This window comes from Streptomyces sp. ISL-66 (assembly GCF_018614135.1).
Classification (GTDB): domain Bacteria; phylum Actinomycetota; class Actinomycetes; order Streptomycetales; family Streptomycetaceae; genus Streptomyces.
Genome location: NZ_JAGGOW010000126.1, coordinates 1 through 26,619, shown reverse-complemented (window position 1 = coordinate 26,619; position 26,619 = coordinate 1). Strand labels below are relative to the sequence as shown.

Sequence of the window (26,619 nt, the reverse complement as noted above, 5' to 3'; positions counted from 1 at the left end):
CCGAATAAGCCAACAGCATCCGGCGAAACGGTGCGGGGCCCTCGTGCGTACGGACGGGAGCGACTGCGTCGACTACTCGCTGACGCCCAGGCGCTCCAGGATGAGCTCCTTGACGCGCGCGGCGTCGGCCTGGCCGCGGGTGGTCTTCATGACCGCTCCGACCAGGGCGCCGACGGCGGCGATCTTGCCGCCGCGGATCTTGTCGGCGATGCCCGCGTTGCCCGCGATGGCCTCGTCCACGGCCGCGCCGAGCGCGCCCTCGTCCGAGACGACCTTCAGGCCGCGCTTCTCGACGACCTCGTCCGGGGTGCCCTCACCGGCGAGGACGCCTTCGAGGACCTGGCGGGCCAGCTTGTCGTTGAGCTCGCCGCCCGCGACGAGGGCCGCGACGCGCGCGACCTGGACGGGGGTGATGGGCAGCTCGTCGACGACGACGCCCTGCTCGTTGGCGTTGCGCGCCAGCTCGCCCATCCACCACTTGCGGGCGGCCGCCGAGTCGGCGCCTGCCTCGATGGTGGCGACGATGGAGTCCACCGCGCCCGCGTTGAGGATCGACTGCATGTCGTGCTCGGTGACGCCCCACTCCAGCAGGAGGCGGTTGCGGCGCACGCGCGGCATCTCCGGCAGGCCGGAACGCAGCTCCTCGACCCAGTCGCGGGCCGGGGCGATCGGGACCAGGTCGGGCTCCGGGAAGTACCGGTAGTCCTCGGCGTTGTCCTTGATGCGGCCGGCCGTGGTGGAGCCGTCCTCCTCGTGGAAGTGCCGGGTCTCCTGCACGATCGAGCCGCCGGAGGAGAGCACCGCCGCGTGGCGCTGGATCTCGAAGCGGGCGGCGCGCTCGACGGAGCGCAGCGAGTTGACGTTCTTCGTCTCGCTGCGGGTGCCGAACTCGGACTCGGGGGTCGGGCGCAGCGACAGGTTGACGTCGCAGCGCATCTGGCCCTTGTCCATGCGGGCCTCGGAGACGCCGAGCGCCTTGATGACCTCGCGCAGCTCGGCGACGTACGCCTTGGCGACCTCGGGGGCCCGTACGCCCGCGCCCTCGATGGGCTTGGTGACGATCTCGATGAGGGGGATGCCGGCGCGGTTGTAGTCCAGCAGCGAGTGCGACGCGCCGTGAATGCGGCCGGTGGCGCCGCCGACGTGCAGCGACTTGCCGGTGTCCTCCTCCATGTGGGCGCGCTCGATCTCCACGCGGAAGATCTCGCCGTCCTCCAGCTGGACGTCGAGGAAGCCGTTGAAGGCGATCGGCTCGTCGTACTGGGAGGTCTGGAAGTTCTTCGGCATGTCCGGATAGAAGTAGTTCTTCCGGGCGAAGCGGCACCACTCGGCGATCTCGCAGTTCAGCGCGAGGCCGATCTTGATGGCGGACTCGATGCCGATCTCGTTGACGACCGGCAGCGCGCCGGGCAGACCGAGGCAGACCGGGCAGGTCTGCGAGTTGGGCTCGGCGCCCAGCTCGGTCGAGCAGCCGCAGAACATCTTGGTCTTCGTGCCGAGCTCGACATGGACCTCGAGGCCCATGACGGGGTCGTACGACGCGAGGGCGTCCTCGTACGACAGCAGTTCGATGACAGTCACAGTGGAAATTCCCTCTCAGCCCAGCAGGACGTCGTCGTCGCCGAGACGCTTGAGCTCGCGGTACAGGATCGCGAGGCCGGTGACGATGGCGGCGGCGGACACGACGGCGTCGATCAGCTTCAGCGTGTCGTGTTCGGTGCGGGCCTTCCTGGCCTGCTTGACGACGCCGAGGACACCGAAGGCGGTGGTGCCGATGGACAGGTACGTACCGGTCTTGGACTTCTTGAAGCCCTTGGCCTTGGACAGTGCACTGGTGCTCACAGCGACGGTGCCTCCTCAAGCAGCGGGTGTCCCCAACGCTCGATGAAGGCCGCCTCGACGGCGGCACCGACCTTGTAGAGCCGGTCGTCCTTCATCGCCGGGGCGATGATCTGCAGTCCGACCGGGAGACCGTCCTCCGGGGCCAGGCCGCAGGGCAGCGACATGGCGGAGTTGCCGGCCAGGTTGGTCGGGATGGTGCACAGGTCCGCGAGGTACATCGCCAGCGGGTCGTCGGTGCGCTCACCGATCGGGAAGGCGGTGGTGGGCGTGGTCGGGGAGACGATCACGTCGACCTGCTCGAAGGACTTCTCGAAGTCCTTGGTGATGAGCGTGCGGACCTTCTGGGCGGAGCCGTAGTACGCGTCGTAGTAGCCGGAGCTGAGCGCGTACGTGCCGAGGATGATGCGGCGCTTGACCTCGTCGCCGAAACCGGCTTCGCGGGTCAGGGCGGTGACGTCCTCGGCGGACTTGGTGCCGTCGTCGCCGACGCGCAGGCCGTAGCGCATGGCGTCGAAGCGGGCCAGGTTGGAGGAGCACTCCGACGGCGCGATCAGGTAGTACGCGGCCATCGCGAGGTCGAAGGACGGGCAGTCCAGCTCGACGATCTCGGCGCCGAGCTCCTTGAGGAGGGCGACGGACTCGTTGAAGCGCTGGACGACGCCGGCCTGGTAGCCCTCGCCGGCGAACTGCTTGACCACGCCGACGCGCATGCCGGCGACGGAGCCGTTGCGGGCCGCCTCGACGACCGGCGGGACCGGGGCGTCGATGGAGGTGGAGTCGAGCGGGTCGTGCCCGGCGATGACCTCGTGCAGCAGGGCCGCGTCCAGGACCGTGCGGGCGCAGGGACCGCCCTGGTCGAGGGAGGAGGAGAAGGCGACCATGCCGTAGCGGGAGACGCCGCCGTACGTGGGCTTCACGCCGACGGTGCCGGTGACGGCGGCGGGCTGGCGGATGGAACCGCCGGTGTCCGTGCCGATAGCGAGCGGCGCCTGGAAGGCGGCGAGCGCGGCCGCCGAGCCGCCGCCGGAACCGCCGGGGATCCGGGTGAGGTCCCAGGGGTTGCCGGTGGGCCCGTAGGCGCTGTTCTCGGTCGAGGACCCCATGGCGAACTCGTCCATGTTGGTCTTGCCGAGGATGACGACGTCGGCTTCCTTCAGCTTGCGCGTCAGGGTGGCGTCGTAGGGCGGGATCCAGCCTTCGAGGATCTTCGAACCGACGGTCGTCGGGATCCCGACGGTGGTGAAGATGTCCTTGAGCGCGAGCGGGACGCCGGCGAGCGGGCCGAGCTTCTCGCCGGCCGCCTTCTTGGCGTCGACGGCACGGGCCTGGGCGAGGGCGCCCTCGCGGTCGACGTGCAGGAAGGCGTGGACCTTCTCGTCGGTCGCCTCGATGCGGGCCAGGTGGGCCTCGGTGACCTCGACGGCCGTGAGCTCGCCGGAGGCGATCTTCTCGGCGGTCTGGGCTGCCGTGAGCTTGATGATGTTGATGTCGGTCATGGTGATTAGTCCTCCCCCAGGATCTGCGGCACCTTGAAACGCTGCTGCTCCTGGGCGGGAGCGCCGGAAAGCGCCTGCTCGGGGGTGAGCGACGGACGGACCTCGTCCGCGCGCATGACGTTCGTCAGCGGCAGCGGGTGGGAGGTCGGCGGGACGTCTTGGTCGGCGACCTCGGAAACGCGGGCGACCGCGCCGATGATGTCGTCGAGCTGTCCAGCGAAGTGATCGAGCTCTTCGCTCTTCAGCTCCAGACGTGCCAGCCGAGCGAGGTGGGCGACCTCCTCGCGCGTGATGCCAGGCATGCAGCGATCCTCTGGGGGTGGTGAGTGTGTAGGTTTCGGTCCCAATCCTATGGGGCCCGGCCCCCGCCCGGCGCAACGGTTTCCCGCGGGGGGCGGTACGAGGTGCCCGCGGCGGCGGTACGAGGTGCCCGCGCGGGCCCGTTTCCGCTCCCGATCGGGGGCCGGGAGCGTCGCAGGGGCTACTGGGCCGGGGTCGTCTGGGCGGCGGCGGCCGCCGCCTCCGCCGCCAGTTCCGCCGTGATGTCCGCCGGGCGGCGCCAGCCGCGCTCGCCGCGGGCCAGCAGCCAGGCCGTGGCCTCCTGCGGAGGCATCGCTGCGGCGACCAGCCAGCCCTGGACGGCGTCGCAGCCGAGGTCGCGCAGCCGCTCCCACGTCTCGTCGTCCTCGACGCCCTCGGCGACGACCAGCAGGCCCAGGGAGTGGGCGAGGTCCACCGTGCAGCGGACGATCTCCGCGTCCTGGGCGTCCACCGCGAGGCGGGCCACGAAGGAGCGGTCGATCTTGAGTTCGCTGACCGGCAGTCGGCGCAGGTGGACGAGGGAGGAGTAGCCGGTGCCGAAGTCGTCCAGGGACATCTTCACGCCGTGGCCGGTCAGCCCGGCCATCGTGTCGGCGGCCCGCTGCGGGTCCTCCAGCAGGACGTGTTCCGTTATCTCCAGCTGCAGCCCGCTCGCCGGGACCCCGTGCCGGGCCAGGCGCGCGGCCACCGCACCCGCGAAGCCGGGGGTGTGGACGTCGCGCGGCGAGACGTTGACGGCGACCGGGACCTTGAGGCCCTGGGCCCGCCACCGGGCGACCTGCGCGAGCGCGGTCTCCAGTACGTACTCCGTCAGGTGCGGCATCAGCCCGGACGTCTCCGCGATGGCGATGAACTCGTCCGGGGAGACCCGCCCGCGCTCCGGGTGCACCCACCGTACGAGGGCTTCGAGGCCGGCCACCTGCCCGTCGAAGCGGACCTTGGGCTGGTAGTGGAGTTCCACCTCGCCCGCGTCCAGCGCGCGCCGCAGGTCGCCCAGCAGGCCGAGCCGGTCGGGGGTGTTGCTGTCGCGCTTGGACTCGTAGACCTCGACGCCCGTGCGGTCCCGCTTCGCCTGGTACATCGCGACGTCCGCGCGGCGCAGCAGGCCCTCGGCGTCGAGCGCGTGGTCGGGGTAGACGGCGAGGCCGGCGCTGGCCTCCAGGACCAGGGTCAGGCCGTCCAGGTCGAGGGGCGAGCTGAGCTCGGCGACGAGGTGGCGGGCGACCCGCTGGGCGCTGGTGGTGGAGTCGGCGATGGGGAGCAGGACGGCGAACTCGTCGCCGCCGAGGCGGGCGGCCTCGGCGTCCGGGGGCAGGGCCTGGCGCAGCCGGTCCGCGATCTGCAGGAGCAGGCGGTCGCCGGCGAGGTGGCCGAGGGTGTCGTTGACCGCGCGGAAGCGGTCCAGGTCGATCAGTACCAGCGCCGAGCGGGTGCCCAGCCGTTCGGCCTGGTCGAGCGCGGTCCAGGTGCGCTCCAGCAGCCACTGCCGGTTCGGCAGCCCGGTCAGCGGGTCCTTCAGCTGTTCCTCGGCGCGGGCGCGGGCGATCCACAGGGTGGAGTCGAGGGCGATCAGCGGTACGGCGAAGAGCGGCAGCAGGACCGGCTGGGATTCGGCGACCGCGCAGATCAGCGGGGCGATGCCGAGGAGGGCGACGGCCACCAGGCCCTGGCGCAGCAGCGCGGTGCGGGCGACGGTGGGCAGTCCTGCGCCGTGCGGGGCGAGCGCGAGCCACAGCAGGACCCGGGTGACGAGCAGGTACGTGACGGCGACCAGGATGACCTCGGGGATCGCGTCGAATCCCCAGCGGGTGGGCGTCCACGGCTGCTCCACGGACGGCGATTCGCCGAAGGCGGCGAGTACGAGCGCGCCCGCGCCGATGCCGAGGACGTCGGTGGCGCCGTGCAGCAGGCCCTGGCGCCAGCGGTGCCGGCGGGCCGCGCCGACGAGCGTGACGACGGCGAGCGAGACGAGGCCGGCGGGGACCCATCCGTAGAGGATGAGGACGCCGAGGGTGAGCGCGGCGCCGGAACCGGTGCCGCCCCACCAGCGGTCGCGGCCGAGGGCGACGAGGTGGCCGACGATGATGCCGGTGAGCAGGGCGAGCGCCCAGCCGACGGAGCCGCCCGGGAACAGGGCGTGACGACCGGTCAGCGCGGCGGCGATGCCGGCGGCGAGCACCCCGGCGGCGACGGCCACGACGACGAAGGGCAGCGCGGCGTGCCGTCCCGCTCCGCCGTCGCCCGCTCCGGTGTCGAGCGGTCGGGATGCCGGTGTCCTGGTGCCCAGGACACCGAACCGTCCCGTCCGCATGGACAGGAGCTCCCCGCCGAAATCTGGTGACGGGTCGGCGCTTTCGGTGGGTTTCATGCCCGTCCCTCTCACAGCCGGCAATGCCGATGTCACGCAATGGCCCCGATGTCATGCCATCACGGCCGGAAGCGCATCAAGCAGCCGTGCACGACGGGCACACCCCTCAACAGTAGGACGCGGGAGGCACCCAGGGGCAGCGGTCGGCGGCGGTTGCCCGAATACGACCCAGCCATCCTCATCAGTACGGTATCCGCCGAACGGGTGAGTTTGGACCAGGACCCCCGGCCGCGCATCCGATGATCCGACAGGTCACGGGCCCACGACCAGCCTTGTACCGGCCTTGCGGGGGCCCGGTACCGGCCGATTGCCGCCTGCCGGGGGCCCGGACGGCGCCGGGTGCCACCGCTCGCCGCGCCTGGCGTGCGCCCGCTCCCGCGGCCGCACGCCGTGCATCCGCTCGCCTTCGTTACTCCGCTGCGGGGGCGCCGTCCACCGGGAGCGCGGCCGCGCGGGCCGCGTCGGCGCCCTCTTCGAGCAGGACGGCGAAGCCGGCGTCGTCGAGGATGGAGAGCTTCAGCTGCACCGCCTTGTCGTACTTGGAGCCGGGGTTGTCGCCGACCACGACGAAGGAGGTCTTCTTCGACACGGATCCGGTCACCTTTGCCCCGCGGCTCTGCAGGGCCTCCTTCGCGCCGTCCCGGGTGTGGCTCTGCAAAGTTCCGGTGACGACGACGGTTAGGCCCTCCAGCGGGCGCGGACCCTCCTCCTCGCCGGAACCTTCCTCCTCCATCCGGACCCCGGCCTCCCGCCACTTGCGCAGGATCTCCTGGTGCCAGTCGACGGCGAACCACTCCTTGAGGGAGGCGGCGATGATCGCGCCGACCCCGTCCGTGGCGGTCAGCTCCTCCTCGGTGGCCTGTTCGATGCGCTCGATCGACCGGAACTCGCGGGCGAGGGCCTCCGCCGCGACCGGTCCGACGTGACGGATCGACAGGCCGTTGATGATGCGGGCGAGCGGACGCTCCTTGGCGGCCGCGATGTTCTCCAGCATCGCCAGGGCGTTCTTCTTCGGCTCGCCCTTCTGGTTGGCGAAGACCGTGACGATCTTCTCCTCGCCCGTCTTCGGGTCCCGCTTGGGCAGCCCGCTGTCCGGGTCCAGGACGTACGCCTTGATCGGCAGCAGCTGCTCGATGGTCAGGCCGAAGAGATCGCCCTCGTCGAGCAGCGGCGGCCGGGACGGCTCCAGCGGGGCGGTCAGCGCGGCCGCCGCCACCATGCCGAAGTTCTCGATGTCCAGGCTCTGGCGGCCGCCGAGGTAGAAGAGCCGCTCGCGCAACTGGGCGGGGCAGGTCTGGGCGTTGGGGCACCGGACGTCGATGTCCCCCTCCTTCATCGGCCGCAGCGCCGTCCCGCACGCGGGGCACTTCTCCGGCATCACGAACTCCCGCTCGCTGCCGTCCCGCAGGTCCACCACCGGGCCGAGGATCTCGGGGATCACGTCGCCCGCCTTGCGCAGCACGACGGTGTCGCCGATGAGCACGCCCTTGGCCTTGACGACCTCCTGGTTGTGCAGGGTCGCGAACTCGACCTCCGAGCCCGCCACCGTCACCGGCTCCACCTGCGCGTACGGGGTCACGCGCCCGGTGCGGCCCACGCCGACCTTGATGTCGATCAGCTTGGTGTTGACCTCCTCGGGCGCGTACTTCCAGGCGATCGCCCAGCGCGGGGCGCGCGCCGTGGAGCCGAGCCGGCCCTGGAGGGAGATCTCGTCCAGCTTGACGACGACGCCGTCGATCTCGTGCTCGACGGAGTGCCGGTGCTCGCCGAAGTACGCGATGAAATCCCGGACTTCCTCGAGCGAGGAGACCACCTTGTTGTGCCCGCCGGTGGGCAGTCCCCACTCGCGCAGCAGCTCGTACGCCTGCGACTGGTACTCGATCTCGAGGCCCTCGCGGGCGCCGATGCCGTGCACCACCATGTGCAGCGGGCGGCTCGCGGTGACCTTGGGGTCCTTCTGGCGCAGCGAACCGGCCGCCGCGTTGCGCGGGTTGGCGAAGGGCTTGCCCTCGGCCTCGACGAGCCGGGCGTTGAGCTCCTCGAACTTCTCCATCGGGAAGTAGACCTCGCCGCGGATCTCGACCAGGGCCGGGATCCGGTCGCCCTTCAGCCGGTCGGGGATCTCGGCGATGGTGCGGACGTTCGGCGTGATGTCCTCGCCGGTGCGGCCGTCGCCGCGGGTGGCGGCGCGGGTCAGGCGGCCGTTCTCGTAGGTGAGGTTGACGGCGAGGCCGTCCACCTTCAGCTCGCAGAGGTAGTGGTAGTCGCAGGTGTTGGCGTCCCGGGCCACGCGCTCGGCCCAGGCCGCCAGTTCCTCGTCGTCGAAGGCGTTGTCGAGGGAGAGCATCCGCTCGCGGTGCACGACGGAGGCGAAGTCCGTCGCGTACGCCCCGGCCACCTTCTGGGTGGGCGAATCGGGCGTGCGCAGCTCCGGGTACTCCTCCTCCAGCGCCTCCAGCGAGCGCAGCAGCTGGTCGAACTCGGCGTCGCTGACGACCGGCTGGTCGTTCACGTAGTACCGGAAGCGGTGCTCCTCGACCTGCTCGGCGAGCAGCGCGTGCTGCTCGCGCACCGCCGCCGGTACGGCCGTGTCGCTGCCTTGCTTCTGTTCGGCTGCCATGCCGTGTCCTCCCGTGGCCCGTCTCGATACATCACTCAGGGTGGTCGGCGAGCGACCTCGCAGCCCTGACGCAGTGCGCCTGGACCGCGCGCGCGTAGGCGGGCGAAGCGCCCGCCAGACCGCACGACGGAGTGACCACGACGGACTCCGCCAGAGTCCCCGGGGTCAGCCCCAGCCTGCGCCAAAGCTTCCTGACACCCATGACGCTACCGCCCGGGTCCGACAACGGGCCGTCGACGGCGGGCACCACTCCGGCGAAGAGTTTCGTACCCGCTTCGACGGCTTCCCCGATGGCGTCGTCCTCGCGCTCGGTGAGCAAGGAGAAATCGAACGACACGCCCGAGACCCCGGCGCGCCGCAGCAGCCCGAAGGGCACCTCGGGCGCGCAGGAGTGGACGATGACCTCCCCGTCGTGGACGGCGAACAGGTCCCGCAGGGTCCCCTCGACGACCTGCCGGTCGACGGCGCGGTACGTGCGGTAGCCGCTGGCGGAGCGCACCCGGCCGAGCAGGACCGCCGTCAGCGAGGGCTCGTCGTACTGGAGGACGATCTCGGCGCCGGGGATCCGCCTGCGCACGTCGGCCAGGTGCTCGCGCACGCCTTCGGCGAGGGATCCGGCCAGGTCGCGGCAGGCGCCCGGGTCCTGGAGCAGGGCCTCGCCGCCGTGCATCTCCAGCGAGGCCGCGAGCGTCCACGGCCCGACGGCCTGGACCTTCAGCCGGCCCCGGTAGCCCTGGGTGAACTCCTCCAGGGCGTCGAGGTCTTCGCCGAGCCAGGAGCGGGCCCGCTTGCTGTCGCGGCCGGGCCGGTCGCTGATCCGCCAGCCGCTCGGCTCCACGTGCGCGTACATGTCCACGAGCAGCCCGAGGGAACGGCCGATCATGTCGGAGCCGGGCCCCCGGGCGGGCAGCTCGACGAGGTACGGGAACTCCTCGAAGGAACCGGTGACGGTCTTGGCGGCTTCGCGCGCGTCGCCGCCGGGGAGCGAGCCGATGCCGGTGGCTCCGCCGGTGGCACTCATCGGCCGGGCCTGACGGAGAGGTCGCTGACGACGGCGTCGCGGGGCAGGTCGACGGCCATGACGACGGTCGTCGCGACGGACTCGGGGTCGATCCAGTCGGCGGCGTCGTAGGACTCGCCCTCCTGCGAGCGGACCTTGGCCTGCATCGGGGTGGCGGTGCGGCCGGGGTAGACGGAGGTGACGCGGATGCCGTGTTCCTTCTCCTCCTCGCGCAGCGAGTCGGCGAGGGCCTTCAGCCCGTGCTTGGAGGCGGCGTACGCGCTCCACTCGGCGTGGGCGGCGAGGCCGGCGCCGGAGTTCACGAAGACCACGGTCGTGTGCGAGGCGCGCAGGGTGGGGAGGAGCAGGCGGGTCACCTCGGCGGGGGCGATGAGGTTGACGTTGAGCTGCTGGTGCCAGGTCTTGGGGCGCAGCTCGCCCACGGGCCCGAGGTCGACGATCCCGGCGATGTGCAGGAGGGAGTCGATGCGCTCCGGGATGGCCTGCTTGGAGAAGGCCCAGGAGAGCCGGTCGGGGTCGGCGAGGTCGCCGACGAGCGCACGGGATCCGGGGTAGCGCTCGGTGAGCTGCTTGGCGCGGGCCGCGTCGCGGGCGAGCAGGACGAGGTCGTCGCCACGGGCGTGCAGCCGGTTCGCGACGGCGGCGCCGATGCCGGAGCCGGCGCCGGTGATCAGGTGAGTAGCCATGCGGCCATGCTCGCACCCCGGCCCCGGACGGCCCTACCGGCTGGGCCCCCGGGCCGGACCCGGTCGCCGCGGCGGGGCCCCGGTCGCGGCGGGCCCCCGGCCACCGGGGGCGCGGCCCGGTGTCAGAGGCCGGCCGCCTCGCGCAGGGCGGCGGCCGTCTTCGAGGCGTCGTAGTCGGCGGGGACGCCGTCGACGAGGATGACGTCTCCCGCGATGTGGTTCGCGCGCAGCGGGATCAGCGCCCGGTAGGCGGGCGAGGCGTACCAGGCGCGGGCGCCTTCGAGGTCCGGGAAGGCGATCATGACGATCGTGCCGGGCCAGACGCCCTCCATGACCTCGACCTGCCGGCCGTGGACCAGGAAGCGGCCCTCGAAGGGGTCCATAGTGGCCTGGATCTCCTCGATGTAGCGCAGGACGTCCTCGTTCATGGTCTCGGGGCATATGTGGGCGATGGCGTAGGCGGTCATCTCGGGCCTCGTCTTCCGTGCCTCTTGCCTGCGGGATCGGCTTGTCGGTCCGATCCTGCCCGCCGGCGGCCCCGGAGGCGATTACCTCCGGGGTCATCGGCGGGCGGGTCAACCAGATGTGGCCGAAGCGGAGTTGGGGCGAAAGGTGCGACGGTAGGCGAGGGGGGAGACGCCGAGCGCCGTTCGCATGTGCTGGCGCAGCGAGTTGGCGGAGCCGAAGCCCGAGCGGTGGGCGACCAGGTCGACGGGCAGGTCGCTGGACTCCAGCAAGTGGCGTGCCACCTCCAGGCGGTGGCCGGTGAGCCACTGCACGGGGGTCATGCCCACTTCGTCGCGGAACCGCCGGGTGAAGGTGCGCAGGCTCATGCGCGCGTGGGCGGCCAGCTCGGCGAGCGCGATCGGCTCGGCGAGGCGTTCCAGGGCCCAGGCGCGGGTGGCGGTGGTGGCGGCGACCGTGGGTTCGGGCACGGGACGGTCGATGTACTGGGCCTGGCCGCCGTCGCGCCACGGCGGTACGACGCACAGGCGCGCGGCGCGGTTGGCGACGGCGGTGCCGTGGTCGCCCCGGATCAGGTACAGGCAGAGGTCGACGCCGGCGGCGACGCCCGCCGAGGTCAGGATGTCGCCGTCGTCGACGAAGAGCACCTCCTCGTCGAGCCGGACCCGCGGGAAGGCCCGCTGGAACTCGGGCGCGTGCAGCCAGTGCGTGGTCGCGGGCCGCCCGTCGAGCAGCCCGGCAGCGGCGAGGACGTAGGAGCCGGTGCAGATGGAGACGATCCGGGTGCCGGGCCGGATCGCGGCGAGGGCGTCCACGAGCTTCTGGGGCAGCGGCGCGCCCTCGATCAGCTCGTCCATGGCGTGGGTGGGCGGGACGACCACGGTGTCGGCGGCCGCCAGCGCCTCGGGGCCGGCCGAGACCCCGACGGTGAACCCGGCGTCGCTGCTCACGGGCGCGCCGTCGGCGGTGCAGACGGTCACCTCGTAGAGCGCTCGGCCGTCCTCGTCGAGGGCGTTGCCGAAGACCCGGGAGGGGATGCCGAGCTCGAAGGGCGGCACTCCTTCGAGGGCGAGTACGGCGACGCGGTGCGGGGTCGGCGAGGCGGTGGTGGACGCGGGGGCGGGGGCGGGCGCGTGGGACGGGGCCGGGGGCATGGCTGGAACCTGCATGGCCAGATCCTGTCAGATGGTGGCCGTCCGGCCAGCACCACGGGGCGGCGCGTCCGGCCAGGCTGGTGGGACGAGGCGCAGCGACCACCGCGGGGCCCGATCAGAGGAGACATCCATGCGTGCCGTCGTCGTCAGCCAGTGGGGCGGACCCGAAGTGCTCACCGAGACCGAGCTGGAGCGGCCCGAGCCCGGACCCGCCGAGATCCTGGTGCGGGTGCGCGCGGCGGGCGTGAACCCGGTCGACTGGAAGACCCGCGCCAGCGGCGGGCTGATCTCCTGGGCTGCGGTCCCGGCCGTCGGCTGGGACGTCTCGGGCACGGTCGAGGCGGTGGGCCCCGGCGTGACCCTGTTCCAGCCCGGCGACGAGGTCTTCGGCATGCCGCGCTTCCCGCACCAGGCCGGCGCGTACGCCGAGTACGTGACCGGTCCGGCCCGGCACTTCGTCCGCAAGCCCGGGAACATCGACCACACCGGCGCGGCCGCCCTGCCGCTGGCGGCCCTGACCGCCTACCAGGCGCTGATCGACACGGCGGGACTCACCGCCGGGCAGCGGGTGCTGATCCACGCGGCGGCGGGCGGCGTGGGCCACCTCGCGGTGCAGATCGCCAAGGCGTACGGGGCGTACGTGATCGGCACGGCCAGCGCGGGCAAGCACGAGCTGCTGCGCTCGCTGGGCGCCGACGAGCTGATCGACTACCGCTCCACCGACTTCGCCGGGGCCCTCGGCGAAGACGTCGACATCGTGCTGGACTCCGTCGGCGGGGACTACGGGCAGCGCTCGCTGGCGGTGCTGCGGCCCGGCGGGCACCTCGTGACCCTGCCGAGCCCGGACGACGTACCGGCGCACGCGCCCGGCGTGCACACCGGCTGGACCCTGGTGGAGCCGGACTACGCGGGCCTCAAGGCCGTCGCGGCCCTGGTGGCGGACGGCCGCCTGCGGCCCGAGATCGACACGGTGCTGCCGCTGGCCGAGGCCGCGAAGGCGCACGGGATCGGCGAACGCGGCCGCACCACCGGCAAGATCGTCCTGACGGTGGCCTGAACGGGCCCCGGCCTCGCGGGAGCGGGGCCGGGGCCCCGGCCCGGCCTGCCCGTCACAGCACTAGACCGTCGCGGCGGTGGCCCGGGTGGTCGTGGCGATGGTGGCGGAGCCGACCACGCGCGTGCCGTCGTAGAGGACGATCGCCTGGCCCGGAGCGACGCCGCGGACCGGCTCGGTGAAGGAGACGCGCAGTTCGCCGTCGACCAGCTCGGCGAAGACCTCGCTCTCGCCGCCGTGGGCGCGCAGCTGCGCGGTGTACGTACCGGGGGCGGCGGGGCTGGAGCCGCACCAGCGGGGGCGGATCGCGGTGAGGCCCGTGACGTCGAGGGCTTCGACGGGGCCGACGGTGACGGTGTTTTTCACCGGGGAGATGTCGAGGACGTAGCGCGGCTTGCCGTCGGGGGCCGGGTGGCCGATCCGCAGGCCCTTGCGCTGGCCGATGGTGAAGCCGAAGGCGCCCTCGTGGGTGCCGACCTTCTCTCCGGTGGCCTCGTCGACGATGTCGCCCTCGGCCTTGCCGAGCCGGCCGGCGAGGAAGCCCTGGGTGTCGCCGTCGGCGATGAAGCAGATGTCGTGGCTGTCGGGCTTCTTCGCGACGGCCAGGCCGCGCTCCTCGGCCTCGGCGCGGATCTCGTCCTTGGTGGTGAGCGTGTCGCCGAGCGGGAAGAGCGCGTGGGCGAGCTGCTTCTCGTCGAGGACGCCGAGGACGTACGACTGGTCCTTGGCCATGTCCGAGGCGCGGTGCAGCTCGCGGGTGCCGTCGTCGTTCAGGACGACGGTGGCGTAGTGGCCGGTGCAGACGGCGTCGAAGCCGAGGGCGAGGGCCTTGTCGAGCAGCGCCGCGAACTTGATCTTCTCGTTGCAGCGCAGGCACGGGTTCGGCGTGCGTCCGGCCTCGTACTCGGCGATGAAGTCCTCGACCACGTCCTCGCGGAAGCGTTCGGCGAGGTCCCAGACGTAGAACGGGATGCCGATGACGTCGGCGGCGCGGCGGGCGTCGCGGGAGTCCTCGATCGTGCAGCAGCCGCGGGCGCCGGTCCGGAAGGACTGTGGATTCGCGGAGAGCGCGAGGTGGACACCGGTCACGTCGTGTCCGGCTTCGACGGCACGGGCCGCGGCGACGGCGGAGTCCACGCCGCCGGACATGGCGGCCAGGATGCGCAGGGGGCGGGGGCTGCTCGGGAGGTTCTCAGTCATGGCACCGTCCAGGGTACGGGGAACCGCGCCGGGCCACAGCGCGTTATCGGGTCAGGGGGGTGCAGAGCCATGGGAAGCAAGGGCGACAGGGGTGCTACGGGCGCCAAGGCGGCCACGGGGACCAAGGGCGCGGCGGGAGCGCGGCGGCCGGGGCGGACCCGCAGGGCCTTGCTGTTCGGCGGGCTCGGGGTCGTCGCGGTGGCGGCGGTCGCGGGGCGGGACGAGGTCGGCCGGGCCTGGTGGCTGGTGCCCGGGGTGTCCAAGCCGCGCGAGGAAGGTGAGCTCGACCACGTCGGGGCGGGATGGACGGCGGCCTCGCCGGCGAACTGGCGGCTGGCGGACCGGCCCGCCGACTACCGGGTGGACCGGATCGTCGTGCATGTCACACAGGGCAGCTTCGCGTCCTCGGTGGACGCCTTCAAGAATCCGTTCCACCGGGCGTCGGCGCACTACATAGTCGGCCAGGACGGTCACATAGAGCAGATGGTGCGCGAGCTCGATGTCGCGTTCCACTCCGGCAACCGCTCCATGAACGAGCGCAGCGTCGGCATCGAGCACGTCGGTTTCGTGGACCGCCCGCAGGACTTCACGGACGCGATGTACGGGGCCTCGGCGCGGCTCGCCGCCGACGTCTGCCGGCGGTACGGCATACCGGCGGACCGCAAACACATCGTGGGCCACTCCGAGGTCCCGGGCGCCGACCACACGGACCCGGGCCGCCACTGGGACTGGGACCGCTACCTCCGCATGGTCGGCGAGGCGGTCGGCGGCGCCGCCGGCTGAGGCCCACGGGTCGCAGGCGCCGCTCGCCGAGGCCCCCGGCCACTAGCTGAGGCCCGCCGTGCGGGCGCGGGCCACGGCCGGGCCGATGGCGGCGGCCACCGCGTCGACATCGGCCTTCGTGGACGTGTGGCCGAGGGAGAAGCGCAGGGTGCCGCGGGCGAGTTGGGGGTCCGTGCCGGTGGCCAGCAGGACGTGGCTGGGCTGGGCCACGCCCGCCGTGCAGGCCGAGCCCGTGGAGCACTCGATGCCCTGGGCGTCGAGGAGCAGCAGCAGGGAGTCGCCCTCGCAGCCGGGGAAGCTGAAGTGGGCGTTGGCGGGAAGCCGGCCGACGGGGTCGCCGCCCAGGACCGCGTCCGGGACCTCGCGGAGCACGGCGGCGACGAGCTCGTCGCGCAGCGCGCCGATCTCGGCGGCGAAGCGTTCGCGCCGCTCGGCGGCGAGCACGGCGGCCACCGCGAAGGCGGCGATCGCCGGGACGTCGAGGGTGCCGGAGCGCACGTGCCGCTCCTGGCCGCCGCCGTGCAGGACGGGTACGGGGCTCTGGTCGCGGCCGAGCAGCAGCGCGCCGATCCCGTACGGCCCGCCGACCTTGTGGCCGCTGACGGTCATGGCGGCGAGGCCGCTGCCGCCGAAGCGGACGTCGAGCTGGCCGAAGGCCTGGACGGCGTCGGAGTGCAAGGGGATGCCGGACTCGGCCGCGATGGCGGCCAGTTCCTCGACCGGCATGACGGTGCCGATCTCGTTGTTGGCCCACATGACGGTGGCGAGGGCGACGTCCCCGGGGTTCCGCGCGATCGCTTCGCGGAAGGCCTCGGGGTGGACGCGGCCGTAGCGGTCGACGGGGAGGTAGTCGACGCGGGCCCCTTCGTGCTCCGCGAGCCAGTGCACGGCGTCGAGGACGGCGTGGTGCTCCACGGGGCTGGCGAGGATCCGGGTCCGGGCGGGGTCGGCGTCGCGGCGGGCCCAGTAGAGCCCCTTGACGGCGAGGTTGTCGGCCTCCGTGCCACCCGCGGTGAAGACCACCTCGCTCGGACGGGCTCCGAGTGCCTCGGCGAGGGCCTCACGGGCCTCCTCGACGGTGCGGCGGGCGCGGCGGCCGGCGGCGTGCAGGGAGGACGCGTTGCCCGTGACGCCGAACTGCGCGGTCATCGCCGCAGCGGCCTCCGGAAGCATCGGAGTGGTGGCGGCGTGGTCGAGGTAGGCCATGATCCTGCGATTCTACGAGTCCCCCGTGCCGCGGATTCCCGCGCGGGGGCACGGCCGGCCCGCAGGAGCGGCCCGCGTCCTGTACGGACCCGCTGCCCGGGGGCCGGTGAGGCCCGCCGGGGCCGAGCCGTGCGAGGGGCGCGTCAGGAGACCGTGCGCGGGGCGCGGGCCAGCTGGCGGGACTGGGCCACCAGGCGGTCCGTCGAGTCCCAGACCTCCGCGTCCTCCTCCAGGAAGCCGCCCGCGAGGTTGCGGGTGGTGATGGCGACGCGCAGCGGCCCGGGCGCCGGGCGGTGCCGGACGTGGGTGGTGAGTTCCACGGTCGGGGTCCAGCCGACGAGGCCGAGGTCGAACGAGGTCGGCGGGAGCGCGTCGACCGCCAGCAGCAGCGAGAGGGGATCCGCGTCGCGCCCGTCGGCGAGCTCGAACCAGGACCGCATCTCGCCCTTGCCCGACGGCTGTCCGACCGCCCACCCTGCCGTCGCCGGGTCCAGCCGCAGCCGGAGCCGGTCCACGATCGCGGAGCTGCCGGGGATCGGGGCCGGGCCGGCCTCGGGGCCGAGGCAGTCCTGGTAGGCGGGGATGGCCGGCGGGAGGGCCGTGGTGTGGACGGCGTCCGGGAGCGCGGACAGGTCCCCGTACGAGGCGAGGACGCGGATGCGCTCGATCTCGGTGCCGTTCTCGTCGTACTGGAAGAGCGAGGCCTGGCCGGTGGAGAGCGTGCGGCCGACGCGTACGACCTCGGTGCGGATCACGGCGGGGCCGGGCACGGACGAGGTCAGGTAGTGCGCCGAGACCGTGAACGGGTCCGGGTGCGGCAGGGTCGCCGACAGGGCGCGGCCGACGAGGGCCAGGAGGTAGCCGCCGTTGACGGCGGTGATGATCGTCCATCCGGCGGAGAGGTCCGCGTCGTACACCCCGGGGTCGCCCGCGCGGGCGATGACGGCGGTGTCGCGGTCGAACTCGCTGTCGCCGATGGTGGCCTGGGCAGCTGCGTGTGACATGGGACGACGGTACAACGGGATGACTACTAAGCGGTAGCTTTCTTCCGTCGCGGCCTCATCACGGCTCCGCCTCACGGCTCCGCGTCGGCTCCGCGTCGCCTGCGCGTCGGCTCCGCGTCGGCCGCGCCCCCGGTCGCGCCCTACGGCTCCTCCGCCACCGCCGAGCGCCGGTTCCACGCGAGCGGCGCCCGCAGGTGGTAGCGGATGGCCAGGAGCCGGAGCACGAAGGTGGTGACGATCGCGACGGCCGTCGTGAGGGCGTTCAGGGTGTCGAAGCTGATGAAGAGCGCCACCAGCGAGGCTCCGATGACGGCCGGCACGGCGTACATCTCGCGGTCGCGCAGCAGCGAGGGCACCTCGTTGACGAGCACGTCGCGCAGCACGCCCCCGCCGACGGCCGTGGCCAGACCGAGCGCGGCGCAGGCGGTGAGGCCGAGGCCGTACTCGTACGCCTTCGTCGTGCCCGTCACGCAGAACAGTCCGAGGCCGGCCGCGTCGCAGACGTTGATCGCACGGTTGATCCGCTGGACCTCGGGGTGCAGGAAGAAGACGATCGCGGCGGCGACCAGGGGCGTGACGAAGAAGCCGAGGTCGCTGAAGGCGGCGGCGGGCGTCGCGCCGATGACGATGTCCCGGAAGAGGCCGCCGCCGAGGGCGGTGACGAGCGCGAGGACGACGATGCCGAAGACGTCGAAGTTCTTGCGCACGGCGAGCAGGGCGCCGGCCAGGGCGAAGACGAAGATGCCCGCGAGGTCCAGGCCGTGCTGGATTCCGGGCGGGAAGAGATCGTGGAGCACGGCCCCATTCTGCCGGTCGCCTCGCGGCTTGCCCGAACGGGTGGGCCGGCGGCGGCCCCGGCACGCCGCGCCTGGGACTCCCGGGGATCACCCTGGGAGCCCCGGGCGCTCGGGCGCGGCCCGGCTGCCCCGCTACTCCACGACCGTGGACACCACGTCCGCCGCGCCCGGCAGCGCCGGGTCGCCGGGAGCCTGGTCGGGGGCGTTCTCCGGGTGGTGGCAGGCCACCTGGTGGCCGGTCTTCAGGGCGACGAGCGGCGGCTCCTGCACCGTGCAGACCTGCGTGGCCTTCCAGCACCGCGTGTGGAAGCGGCAGCCGCTCGGCGGCGAGATCGGCGAGGGCACGTCGCCCTTCAGCAGGATGCGGCCGCTCTTCGCGCCGCGCCGCCTCGGGTCCGGTACCGGCACGGCCGACATCAGCGCGGTCGTGTACGGGTGCATCGGCGCCTCGTACAGGGACTTGCGGTCGGCGAGCTCCACGATCTTGCCGAGGTACATGACCGCGATGCGGTCCGAGACGTGCCGGATGACCGACAGGTCGTGCGCGATGATCACGTACGTGAGGCCGAGCTCCTGCTGGAGGTCGTCCAGCAGGTTGACCACCTGGGCCTGGATCGACACGTCCAGCGCCGAGACCGGCTCGTCCGCGACGACCAGCTTTGGCTTGAGCGCGAGCGCCCGCGCGATGCCGATGCGCTGGCGCTGGCCGCCGGAGAACTCGTGCGGGTAGCGGTTGTAGTGCTCCGGGTTGAGGCCCACCAGGGAGAGCAGTCGCTGCACCTCCGCCTTGAGGCCTCCCTCGGGCTGGACGCCCTGGAGCTTGAACGGCGCGCCGACGATGGTGCCCACCGTGTGCCGGGGGTTCAGCGAGCCGTACGGGTCCTGGAAGATCATCTGCACGTCGCGCCGCAGCGGGCGCATGCCGCTGACGCTCAGGTGCGTGATGTCCTTGCCCTCGAACTCGACCTTGCCGTCCGTCGGTTCGAGCAGCCGCGTGATCAGCCGGCCCATGGTGGACTTGCCGCAGCCGGACTCGCCGACGATGCCGAGGGTCTCACCGGGGTAGACCTCGAAGTCGATGCCGTCGACGGCCTTCACGGCCCCGGCCTGGCGGCGCAGCAGCCCCTTGGTGATGGGGAAGTGCTTGACCAGGCCGGTCACCTTCAGCAGCGGTTCGGGGGACGAGTCCGCCTGTGCCGGGACCGCGCCCGCGGCCGTCCCCGCTTCCGTCTTCTTCTTATCGGTCACAGCTTCGGCGCAATCTCTTCGGTCCAGATCCGGTTCCGCTGCTCCGGGGAGAGGTGGCAGGCGGCCCAGTGCCGGCCGTCACCGTCCGCGGATCCGTCGACCAGGGCCAGTTCGGGGCGCTGGGTACGGGTGATGCCGCCCTTGGGGAGGTCGGCGTACGGGCAGCGCGGGTGGAAGGCACAGCCGCTCGGGATGTTGATGAGGCTGGGCGGCGATCCCTTGACCGGGATGAGGCGCTCGGTCTGGTCGCGGTCGATGCGCGGCATCGAACCGAGCAGGCCCCAGGTGTAGGGGTGCCGGGGCTCGTAGAAGATCTTCTCGGCGCTGCCGCGCTCCACGCACCGGCCGCCGTACATCACGAGGATGTCGTCGGCCATCTCGGCGACCACGCCGAGGTCGTGCGTGATCATGATGACCGCGGAGCCGAACTCCTTCTGCAGGTCCCGGATCAGGTCCAGGATCTGCGCCTGGACGGTGACGTCCAGGGCGGTGGTCGGCTCGTCCGCGATGAGCAGCTCGGGGTTGTTGACCAGCGACATCGCGATCATCGCGCGCTGGCGCATGCCGCCCGAGAACTCGTGCGGGTAGGAGTCCACGCGCTGCTGGGGCTCCGGAATGCCGACGCGGTCGAGCATCTCGACGGCGCGCTTGCGCGCCGTCTTCTTGTCCACGTCGTGGTGCGTCCGGTAGGCCTCGACGATCTGCTTGCCGACCGAGTAGTACGGGTGCATCGCGGACAGCGGGTCCTGGAAGACCATGGCCATCTTGCGGCCGCGCAGGGTGCGTACGTGGTCGTCGTCGGCCTTGATCAGGTCCTCGCCGTCGAGCACCACCTCGCCCGAGATCTGCGGGCGGTTGCGGACGTGGCCGGTGCGGTGCAGGCCCATGATCGCGAGCGAGGTCACCGACTTGCCGGAGCCGGATTCGCCGACGATGCCGAGGGTCTTGCCGCGCTCCAGGTCGAAGGAGAGCCCGTCGACGGACTTGACCAGGCCGTCGTCGGTCGGGAAGTGCACCTTGAGGTCGCGCACCGAGAGGAAGGCCCGGTCCCGCACCCCGCCCTGCTCGGGCACGAAGGCGGGGCCGGTGGCGGGGGCCGCCGCGGAACCGGACGCGGAGCCCGGCACGGCTGCGGACGCGGCCTTGGCGTCAGTGGTGTGGTTCTCGGTCACGTCAGCCTCACGCGCGGGTCGATGACGGCGTACAGCAGGTCCACGATCAAGTTGGCCAGCACCACGAAGAGCGCGGCGAGCAGGGTGACGCCCATGATGACCGGGAGGTCGCCCGCGCTGATGGCGGCGACGGCGGCCGTCCCCAGACCCTGGAAGTTGAAGGTCGTCTCAGTGAGCACCGCGCCGCCGAGGAGTCCGCCGAGGTCGAGGCCGAACATCGTGACGACCGGGGTCAGGGTGGAGCGCAGGGCGTGCTTGCGGATGACCACGCTCTCCTTGAGCCCCTTGGCGCGGGCGGTGCGGATGTAGTCCTCACCGAGCACTTCCAGCATCGTGGCGCGGGTGATGCGGGCGTAGGTGGCGGCGAAGAGGAACGCCAGGGTCACCCAGGGAAGGATCAGGGAGTTGAGCCAGGCGCCCGGATCCTCGGTGAGCGGTCTGTAGTTGGAGACGTCCAGCCAGCCGAGGCTGTAGACGAAGACCGCGGGGGCCACCATGCCGGTGAAGAAGATCGGCAGGGAGACGCCGGCGAGGGCTCCGACCATGACGGTGCGGTCGACGGCGGTCCGGCGCTTGAGCGCGGAGATCACACCGGTGGCCACGCCGGCGATCAGCCAGATGACGGCCGCGCCGAGCGCGAGCGACAGGGTGACCGGCATGCGGTCGACCATGGTGTCCCAGACGGGGACCTCGGTCTTGAAGGAGTAGCCGAAGCACGGGGCCGCACAGTGCGTGATCTCGGTGCCGCCGTCGTAGTCCCGACCGGTGAAGATGCCCTTCATGAAGATCAGGTACTGCTCGGAGATGGGCTTGTCGAAGCCCATCTTGACCCGGATGCCCGCCAGGGCGGTCGCGTTGGTCTCGCGTCCGGCATACATGAGCGCCGGGTCGCTGCCGGTCAGCTTCGGGACCGCGAAGAAGATGCCGAAGGTGACCGCGGAGACCACCAGCAGCGTTGCGGCGACGTTGAAAAGTCGCCGTATGAGGTAGACGAGCACTGCAGTCGGCCGCTCGGGCCGACGGCCGCCGCCCCTTGTGGGGACGACAACCGCCGCCTGCGGCCTTCACCTGCCCTTCGGACTAGCGCATGTGCGGTGAAGGCGTAACCAGCTGGAATCTGACGAGCCGTACGGTCGGCCGCCCGACGGATCGGACGTGTCGGGCGGCCTCGGGGACCGTGGTGCGGCTGCGACCGACTACTTCATGACGCCGAGGGTGGCAAGGTCGATCTTGCCCAGGGAGTCGTTGAAGTAGACGTTGGTCAGGCGCGGGTTGTGGTAGACGAAGGCCTTGTCGAAGTTGATCGGCAGGTACAGCGCCTTCTCCATGACCTTCTTGTTGATCTGGGTGTACAACGGCGCGGCGGCCTCCGGAGTGGCGGCGGCAGCGGCGGTCTTGAACAGCCCGTTGATCTCCGGGTCGTTGATCTCGGTGTAGTTGTTGTTGCCGTTCGGCAGGATGAACGACCCGTCGACCAGCGGCTGCAGGAAGCCCGAACCGGAGTTGTAGTCGGCACCCCAGCCCATGACGATGATGCCGTAGCCCTTGGCCTTCACGTTCTCCGGCGAACCGATGACGGAGGACGAGAGCTTGCCGTCGTACTGGTCGATCGTGACCTTGATGCCGACCTTGTCGAGGGCCGCCTGCAGGGACTCGGCGGACTTGACCTCGGGGGCACGGTTGTTGCGGACCGCGATGGTGGTCGTGAACCCGTCCGGCTTGCCACAGGCCTTGAGGGCCTCCTTGGCCTTCTCGATCTGGGGCAGGCCCTTGGTCAGGCCGTACGGGTCGTAACCCTTGTCGGAGCCGGGGATGCCGGGCGGCAGCATGTTCGCGCCGAGGTCACCGCTGGTCGGGCCGCCGCGGGCGGTCTGCAGCGACTTGCTGTCGGCCGCGTAGATGACGGCCTTGCGGCACTCGACGTTGTCGAACGGGGCGACGGTCGTCGGGAAGGCGAAGTAGCGGATGTAACCCGTGAACGGGTTGTCCGCGTTGGCCTTGAGCGCCTCGTCCTTGAGGACCTTGTTCTTGCCGGCGGCCTGCATGCCCGTGCCGTCGACCGCGAGGTCGATGTCACCGGAGAGCAGACGCGCGTCCATGTCGTCCGGGTTGGTGGTCACCGTGAAGGTGACCGAGTCCGGCAGGCCCGTACGGATCGTGTCCGTCTTCGGGTCCCAGTTCTCGTTGCGGACGAAGGTCGCGCCCTTGCTCGCCGTGAACTCCGACACCTTGTAAGGACCGGTGGCGACCGGCTTGTTGGTGTAGGTGGCGCCCGTGTCCTTGGCCGCGGGGACCGGGGAGGAGGAGGGCATCGCCAGCAGGTACTTGAAGTCGGAGTTCGCGCTCGCCAGGTTGAAGACGATCGTCTTGTCGTCCGGCGTCTCGACGGACTTCAGACCCATCTTGTTGGGGTCGGTGTCCTTGTACGGGCCGGGGTACTTCTGGCCCTGGTCGAGCAGGTCGATCAGGTACGTGGGACCGCCGGACAGCACGTCCTGCGCGAAGACGCGCTCGATGCCGTACTTGAAGTCCTTCGAGGTGATCGGCGTGCCGTCCTCGAACTTGACGCCGTCCTTGATCTTGACGGTGTAGGCCTTGCCGTCGTTGCTCAGGACCGGGTCGGCCGCGGCGAGGTCCGGGACCAGCTTGGTGCCCGCGGCGCCCGGCTTGCTGTCGTACGCGAACAGCTGGCGGATGTAGAGCCGCTGCAGGTTCCACACGAAGCCGTAGTACGCGCGCGCCGGGTCGAGGTAGTCGACGTCCTGGGGCGACCAGAGCTTGAGCTCTCCGCCCTTGGTGGTCGACGGGTTCACGATGCCGGTGGTGGCGGCGTTGAAGCCGGTGGCGCCGGCGGCGGGCTTGCCCTCGGACGGCTTCTTGTCGTCGTCACCGCCGCACGCTGCTGCGGACATCGACAGGGCAGCGACCACCGCGGTGATCGCGAGCGCCTTCTTTCTGCGGATCACGTTGTTCAACCTCCATAGGTGGGTGAATCCTTGAAGCGGTTCAGCTGCCCTTGGGATCGAGTGCGTCGCGCAGCCCGTCCCCGAAGAGGTTGAACGCCAGGACGGTGATGAAGATCGTCATACCGGGGACCACCATGTACATGGGGTCGTCCTGGTAGATGGGGATGGCATCCGACAGCATCTTTCCCCAGGAGGCGGTGGGCGGCTTGACGCCGGCACCGAGGAAGCTGAGGGCCGCCTCCGTCAGGATGTTCGTCGGGATGATCAGCGTCGTGTAGACGAGGATCGGCGCGAACAGGTTCGGCAGCAGCTCCTTGATCAGGATGTAGCCGCGGCCGGCGCCCAGGCTGCGCGCCGCCTCGACGTACTCGCGTTCGCGCAGCGAGATCGTCTGGCCGCGCACGATGCGGCCGATGTACGGCCACCCGAAGAAGCCGATGACGACGACGAGCACGCCCATGCGGACGCCGGAACCGGTGAAGCCCCAGAGGGAGTTGGGGACCACGGAGACCAGGGAGATGGTGAACAGCAGCTGCGGAAAGGCCAGCAGCAGGTCCATCGTGCGGCTGATGAGGCCGTCGACCCAGCCGCCGAGGAAACCGGCCAGGGCGCCCAGCAGGCTGCCGAGGACGACGGAGACGAAGGCTGCGAGGAACGCGACGACCAGGGAGATGCGGGCGCCGAAGACGATCCGGCTGAACACGTCGCGCCCGTTGGTCGGTTCGACACCCAGCAGGTAGTCGGGGCTGATGCCGCCGAAGGATCCGAGCGGTGTGCCGAATTCCGGGTCGAGGAGATCTTCGTGGAACTCGTTGGGCGGGTGGCCCAGCAGGCTCACGATCAGCGGGGCGAAGACCGCCACCAGGATCAGGAAGATCACGACCACGCCGCCCGTCAGCGCGACCTTGTCGCGCTTGAGCCGCATCCAGGCGATGCGGCCGGGCGAGCGGCCTTCGATGGCCTTGGCTGGGACGTCGGCTACGGACACGGGTGCGGGAGTCTCCGCGCTCGTGTCGTGCAGTGGTGCCGTCATCGTGGTGGGGACCCCTCTCGGCCGACGGGTGGGCCGGCCCATGCCCGCCGCTGTGGCGGCGTTGGTGCGGAGTGGCGCTCGGAGTGCGGAGTGCTGGAAGAAGTGCGGGAGGCCCGAGTGCGCGGGAGGCGCACTCGATGCCGTGCGGTGCGGTGTTGCGGTACTGGCGTAGCTGGTGGTGCGCGTGATGCCGTGCGAAACGACAAGCCGATTTCCCGTGGCAAGTCCGCCTCCGGGAGGACTGACCTGCTCTTGGGTGGGGAGTCTTCATCGGGCGCTCGATCAGCCGCCAGACCCGCAGGTGAATGGATGCGTAACCGTGATGTGAGGGTCGAGTTCCCGTTATCCGGACTTCGCTGCCACCTCAGCGGAGCAAGACCGTCCGTTCGGTACGGAACCGGACATGACACCCAACTCGGCGCACTCACGCGCCTATGGGGCGTACATCAGCGGCGAAATCAGGACAACGCAAAGGCCGCACGGAACGACTGTTCCATGCGGCCCCGAATGGCTTGATACCGATGTCTCAGTACGCGGGCGCCTGTCCCTCGCGGTCGTAGAAGGGCCGGGCTTGCGCCCGGAGCCACATCGCCACGGGATCGTGCTCGTCCGCGAGCGCGACCGTGCACACGGGCACGCCCTCGGGGACCACGCCGATCGACTGGCGCATCATCTCCCGCACGGATTCCAGCGCGGGCGCGGAGGCGTCGTACAGGTCGAGCCCGACGGCGAGGTACGGGGACCCGAGCGCGGGCTGCACCCAGGCACGGCGCAGCGAGCGGACGGCGGGCGTGCGGTGCGCGTGCTGCGTGAGCAGCCCGTAGAACTGCGGGAGCTCCAGGGCGGGCTCGCCGAGGCGCAGCGGCCCGGCCGGCATCCGGTCCAGGCCGGTGGCGATCCGGCGCAGGTCGGCCCAGGGGATGCCGACACCGCCGCCCTGGGCGTGGGGATTGAGCCACAGCCCCCAGCGGTCGGGGTAGAGGGCGCGGGCGATGTCCCGGCCGGTGACCACCTCGTAGCCCCGGTTCCAGCCGCTGGCGGCCAGCTCCTGCGGGGAGGTCACGCAGGGCGCGTACCCGAGGTTCTCGACCTCCATGCCGCCGTACTGGGCGTCCGGGGAGCCGGGCCGCCCTTGCCACAGCAGCATCCACAGCCGGCCCTCGGCGAGGGCGTGCAGGAGCGACTCGTAGCTCTCATAGCGCCCGGGAGTCACCTGGCGCAGCATGTGCTCGACCTGCCCGACCGCGGCCGTGCCTGACGCACTCACCCGGTACCCCTCTTCGTCTCTTCGTCCGCCCGTCGTCCACGTGTGTCCGCGACCAGCTTAAGCGTGCCTACGGGAGGTAGAAGGGGCGCACGCGCTCACGAATAAAGTCGACGACCGGGTCCTCGGCGGCGTCCAGGAGGATCAACTGCACAGGCCAGGGCGCCGGTACGCGTGCCAGGGCGCGGCCCAGGGCCTCCATCGGGGCGTTCCGCATGCCGGTCTCCCATCCCACCAGCTGGACGCCGACGTACAGCTCCGGAGCCCCGCCCTCGACGCTGGCGAGGCAGCGGTGCGCTGCCAGGACCACTCCGGTGGCCCGGAACTCCTCGGCGGCGGCGGCCAGGAAGTCCACCGGGTCCTGCTGCCAGTCGGGCTCGAAGAGCCGGACCCGGCCCCCGGAGCCGGGGCCGTCGAGGGGGCTGTGGCCCACGCGGCAGAGCTCCGCGACGGCGGGCGGGGGCAGCGGTGCGCCCACGGCCCCCTCGGGGTTGAGCGCGATGCCGAGCTGCGGGGGCAGGCCGCGGGCGAAGTCCACGGCGGGGGCGACGGCGAAGTCCATGGCGGGTCCGGCGCAGGCGCGGAACTGCTCCTCGGAGGTGTAGACGGGCACGTACGCGGCGCCGTTGATCTCCATGGTGGGCAGGCTCAGGCTGCCCACACCGCCGGGCAGCGGGATCCACACGTGGCTGCGCCCGAGCACCTCGACGATCCGCCCGCCGGCGTCCGTCTGCCCCAGGGCAGCCCCGAGCACCCGCTCCAGCTCGTTACCCGGCCACATGTACGCCTCCGCCTCGCTTCCGCTCACCCTTGTCCGCCCCGAGGTTAGCGGTCGGCCGCGCACCGCCCGCCGGGGGCCGGTCCGGCGCCGGGGGGCGGTAGCCGGCGCCGCGGGCCGTGCGGGCCGTGCGGCCCGTGC

Annotated in this window: 23 protein-coding genes; 2 read left to right on the top strand and 21 right to left on the bottom strand. The window is 71.7% G+C overall.

The features are described from left to right. Positions 1 to 72 precede the first annotated feature (72 nt). From gatB to J7E97_RS24025, 10 genes are all read right to left on the bottom strand, one after another. Complete coding sequence (gene gatB / locus J7E97_RS24070; RefSeq protein ID WP_215030939.1) at positions 73 to 1,581, bottom strand: Asp-tRNA(Asn)/Glu-tRNA(Gln) amidotransferase subunit GatB; 1,509 nt, start codon at positions 1,579 to 1,581, stop codon at positions 73 to 75. 15 nt (positions 1,582 to 1,596) lie between these two features. After that, the gene (locus tag J7E97_RS24065; protein WP_215030936.1) at positions 1,597 to 1,842 is read right to left on the bottom strand and encodes a hypothetical protein; all 246 of its coding nucleotides are present in this window, start codon (positions 1,840 to 1,842) and stop codon (positions 1,597 to 1,599) included. Further along, complete coding sequence (gatA, locus tag J7E97_RS24060; RefSeq protein ID WP_215030948.1) at positions 1,839 to 3,344, bottom strand: Asp-tRNA(Asn)/Glu-tRNA(Gln) amidotransferase subunit GatA; 1,506 nt, start codon at positions 3,342 to 3,344, stop codon at positions 1,839 to 1,841. The genes J7E97_RS24065 and gatA overlap by 4 nt, the downstream gene beginning before the upstream one ends. Further along, complete coding sequence (gene gatC / locus J7E97_RS24055; protein WP_007266718.1) at positions 3,344 to 3,640, bottom strand: Asp-tRNA(Asn)/Glu-tRNA(Gln) amidotransferase subunit GatC; 297 nt, start codon at positions 3,638 to 3,640, stop codon at positions 3,344 to 3,346. Before gatC ends, gatA begins: the two co-directional genes overlap by 1 nt. A 179-nt stretch (positions 3,641 to 3,819) precedes the next feature. After that, positions 3,820 to 6,027 carry a bifunctional diguanylate cyclase/phosphodiesterase gene (locus J7E97_RS24050; protein ID WP_215030933.1) on the bottom strand — a complete coding sequence of 736 codons (2,208 nt, stop codon included), beginning with the start codon at positions 6,025 to 6,027 and terminating at the stop codon, positions 3,820 to 3,822. Between the two features lie 409 nt (positions 6,028 to 6,436). Next, on the bottom strand, positions 6,437 to 8,647 hold the full coding sequence (gene ligA, locus J7E97_RS24045; RefSeq protein ID WP_215030930.1) for an NAD-dependent DNA ligase LigA: 2,211 nt from the start codon (positions 8,645 to 8,647) through the stop codon (positions 6,437 to 6,439). 31 nt (positions 8,648 to 8,678) lie between these two features. Continuing rightward, on the bottom strand, positions 8,679 to 9,668 hold the full coding sequence (locus J7E97_RS24040; RefSeq protein WP_215030927.1) for a methionine synthase: 990 nt from the start codon (positions 9,666 to 9,668) through the stop codon (positions 8,679 to 8,681). Then, entirely contained in the window at positions 9,665 to 10,354 is a 690-nt protein-coding gene (locus J7E97_RS24035; RefSeq protein WP_215030925.1) for an SDR family oxidoreductase, read from the bottom strand. The genes J7E97_RS24040 and J7E97_RS24035 overlap by 4 nt, the downstream gene beginning before the upstream one ends. Positions 10,355 to 10,476: 122 nt before the next feature. Beyond that, the gene (locus tag J7E97_RS24030) at positions 10,477 to 10,821 is read right to left on the bottom strand and encodes a DUF1330 domain-containing protein (protein WP_215030924.1); all 345 of its coding nucleotides are present in this window, start codon (positions 10,819 to 10,821) and stop codon (positions 10,477 to 10,479) included. 108 nt (positions 10,822 to 10,929) lie between these two features. Next, on the bottom strand, positions 10,930 to 11,988 hold the full coding sequence (locus J7E97_RS24025; RefSeq protein WP_215030922.1) for a GlxA family transcriptional regulator: 1,059 nt from the start codon (positions 11,986 to 11,988) through the stop codon (positions 10,930 to 10,932). 115 nt (positions 11,989 to 12,103) lie between these two features. Between J7E97_RS24025 and J7E97_RS24020 the strand changes: the two genes are divergently transcribed. Then, on the top strand, positions 12,104 to 13,030 hold the full coding sequence (locus tag J7E97_RS24020) for an NADP-dependent oxidoreductase (protein ID WP_215030920.1): 927 nt from the start codon (positions 12,104 to 12,106) through the stop codon (positions 13,028 to 13,030). 60 nt (positions 13,031 to 13,090) lie between these two features. Here the strand turns inward: J7E97_RS24020 and mnmA are convergent, their stop codons facing one another. Beyond that, on the bottom strand, positions 13,091 to 14,227 hold the full coding sequence (mnmA, locus tag J7E97_RS24015; protein ID WP_215030918.1) for a tRNA 2-thiouridine(34) synthase MnmA: 1,137 nt from the start codon (positions 14,225 to 14,227) through the stop codon (positions 13,091 to 13,093). A 69-nt stretch (positions 14,228 to 14,296) separates the two neighbouring features. Between mnmA and J7E97_RS24010 the strand changes: the two genes are divergently transcribed. Next, a complete protein-coding gene (locus J7E97_RS24010) occupies positions 14,297 to 15,010 on the top strand; it encodes an N-acetylmuramoyl-L-alanine amidase (protein ID WP_215030916.1) in 714 nt (237 codons plus the stop codon). A gap of 42 nt (positions 15,011 to 15,052) precedes the next feature. On the opposite strand, the gene J7E97_RS24005 is transcribed toward J7E97_RS24010, so the two are convergent. The 10 genes from J7E97_RS24005 to J7E97_RS23960 form a co-directional block, all read right to left on the bottom strand. Further along, positions 15,053 to 16,216 (bottom strand): cysteine desulfurase family protein, encoded by a 1,164-nt coding sequence (locus J7E97_RS24005; RefSeq protein WP_215030913.1) that lies wholly within the window; start codon positions 16,214 to 16,216, stop codon positions 15,053 to 15,055. Between the two features lie 143 nt (positions 16,217 to 16,359). After that, positions 16,360 to 17,220, bottom strand: a complete 861-nt coding sequence (locus J7E97_RS24000) for a thioesterase family protein (protein ID WP_215030910.1) — start codon at positions 17,218 to 17,220, stop codon at positions 16,360 to 16,362. 140 nt (positions 17,221 to 17,360) lie between these two features. Further along, the gene (locus J7E97_RS23995) at positions 17,361 to 18,017 is read right to left on the bottom strand and encodes a trimeric intracellular cation channel family protein (protein ID WP_215030907.1); all 657 of its coding nucleotides are present in this window, start codon (positions 18,015 to 18,017) and stop codon (positions 17,361 to 17,363) included. Positions 18,018 to 18,149: 132 nt separating this feature from the next. Continuing rightward, complete coding sequence (locus J7E97_RS23990; RefSeq protein WP_215030904.1) at positions 18,150 to 19,265, bottom strand: ABC transporter ATP-binding protein; 1,116 nt, start codon at positions 19,263 to 19,265, stop codon at positions 18,150 to 18,152. Beyond that, on the bottom strand, positions 19,262 to 20,392 hold the full coding sequence (locus J7E97_RS23985) for an ABC transporter ATP-binding protein (protein ID WP_374224223.1): 1,131 nt from the start codon (positions 20,390 to 20,392) through the stop codon (positions 19,262 to 19,264). The genes J7E97_RS23990 and J7E97_RS23985 overlap by 4 nt, the downstream gene beginning before the upstream one ends. A gap of 41 nt (positions 20,393 to 20,433) precedes the next feature. Then, a complete protein-coding gene (locus J7E97_RS23980) occupies positions 20,434 to 21,435 on the bottom strand; it encodes an ABC transporter permease (RefSeq protein WP_215030901.1) in 1,002 nt (333 codons plus the stop codon). 198 nt (positions 21,436 to 21,633) lie between these two features. Next, positions 21,634 to 23,349 (bottom strand): ABC transporter substrate-binding protein, encoded by a 1,716-nt coding sequence (locus J7E97_RS23975; protein ID WP_374224222.1) that lies wholly within the window; start codon positions 23,347 to 23,349, stop codon positions 21,634 to 21,636. A 94-nt stretch (positions 23,350 to 23,443) separates the two neighbouring features. Further along, positions 23,444 to 24,436 carry an ABC transporter permease gene (locus J7E97_RS23970; RefSeq protein ID WP_215030895.1) on the bottom strand — a complete coding sequence of 331 codons (993 nt, stop codon included), beginning with the start codon at positions 24,434 to 24,436 and terminating at the stop codon, positions 23,444 to 23,446. A gap of 526 nt (positions 24,437 to 24,962) precedes the next feature. Next, positions 24,963 to 25,703 (bottom strand): enhanced serine sensitivity protein SseB C-terminal domain-containing protein, encoded by a 741-nt coding sequence (locus J7E97_RS23965; RefSeq protein WP_215030892.1) that lies wholly within the window; start codon positions 25,701 to 25,703, stop codon positions 24,963 to 24,965. Between the two features lie 67 nt (positions 25,704 to 25,770). Continuing rightward, entirely contained in the window at positions 25,771 to 26,481 is a 711-nt protein-coding gene (locus J7E97_RS23960; protein ID WP_215030942.1) for an enhanced serine sensitivity protein SseB, read from the bottom strand. Between the last annotated feature and the right edge of the window lie 138 nt (positions 26,482 to 26,619).

Bases quoted from the DNA above. Each gene is read 5' to 3' on its own strand.
- gatC (WP_007266718.1), bottom strand. From the start codon at position 3,640: ATGCCTGGCATCACGCGCGAGGAGGTCGCCCACCTCGCTCGGCTGGCA.
- J7E97_RS24050 (WP_215030933.1), bottom strand. From the start codon at position 6,027: ATGAAACCCACCGAAAGCGCCGACCCGTCACCAGATTTCGGCGGGGAG.
- ligA (WP_215030930.1), bottom strand. From the start codon at position 8,647: ATGGCAGCCGAACAGAAGCAAGGCAGCGACACGGCCGTACCGGCGGCG.
- J7E97_RS24040 (WP_215030927.1), bottom strand. From the start codon at position 9,668: ATGAGTGCCACCGGCGGAGCCACCGGCATCGGCTCGCTCCCCGGCGGC.
- J7E97_RS24035 (WP_215030925.1), bottom strand. From the start codon at position 10,354: ATGGCTACTCACCTGATCACCGGCGCCGGCTCCGGCATCGGCGCCGCC.
- J7E97_RS24030 (WP_215030924.1), bottom strand. From the start codon at position 10,821: ATGACCGCCTACGCCATCGCCCACATATGCCCCGAGACCATGAACGAG.
- J7E97_RS24025 (WP_215030922.1), bottom strand. From the start codon at position 11,988: ATGCAGGTTCCAGCCATGCCCCCGGCCCCGTCCCACGCGCCCGCCCCC.
- J7E97_RS24020 (WP_215030920.1), top strand. From the start codon at position 12,104: ATGCGTGCCGTCGTCGTCAGCCAGTGGGGCGGACCCGAAGTGCTCACC.
- mnmA (WP_215030918.1), bottom strand. From the start codon at position 14,227: ATGACTGAGAACCTCCCGAGCAGCCCCCGCCCCCTGCGCATCCTGGCC.
- J7E97_RS24010 (WP_215030916.1), top strand. From the start codon at position 14,297: ATGGGAAGCAAGGGCGACAGGGGTGCTACGGGCGCCAAGGCGGCCACG.
- J7E97_RS24005 (WP_215030913.1), bottom strand. From the start codon at position 16,216: ATGGCCTACCTCGACCACGCCGCCACCACTCCGATGCTTCCGGAGGCC.
- J7E97_RS24000 (WP_215030910.1), bottom strand. From the start codon at position 17,220: ATGTCACACGCAGCTGCCCAGGCCACCATCGGCGACAGCGAGTTCGAC.
- J7E97_RS23975 (WP_374224222.1), bottom strand. From the start codon at position 23,349: ATGTCCGCAGCAGCGTGCGGCGGTGACGACGACAAGAAGCCGTCCGAG.
- J7E97_RS23970 (WP_215030895.1), bottom strand. From the start codon at position 24,436: ATGACGGCACCACTGCACGACACGAGCGCGGAGACTCCCGCACCCGTG.
- J7E97_RS23960 (WP_215030942.1), bottom strand. From the start codon at position 26,481: ATGTGGCCGGGTAACGAGCTGGAGCGGGTGCTCGGGGCTGCCCTGGGG.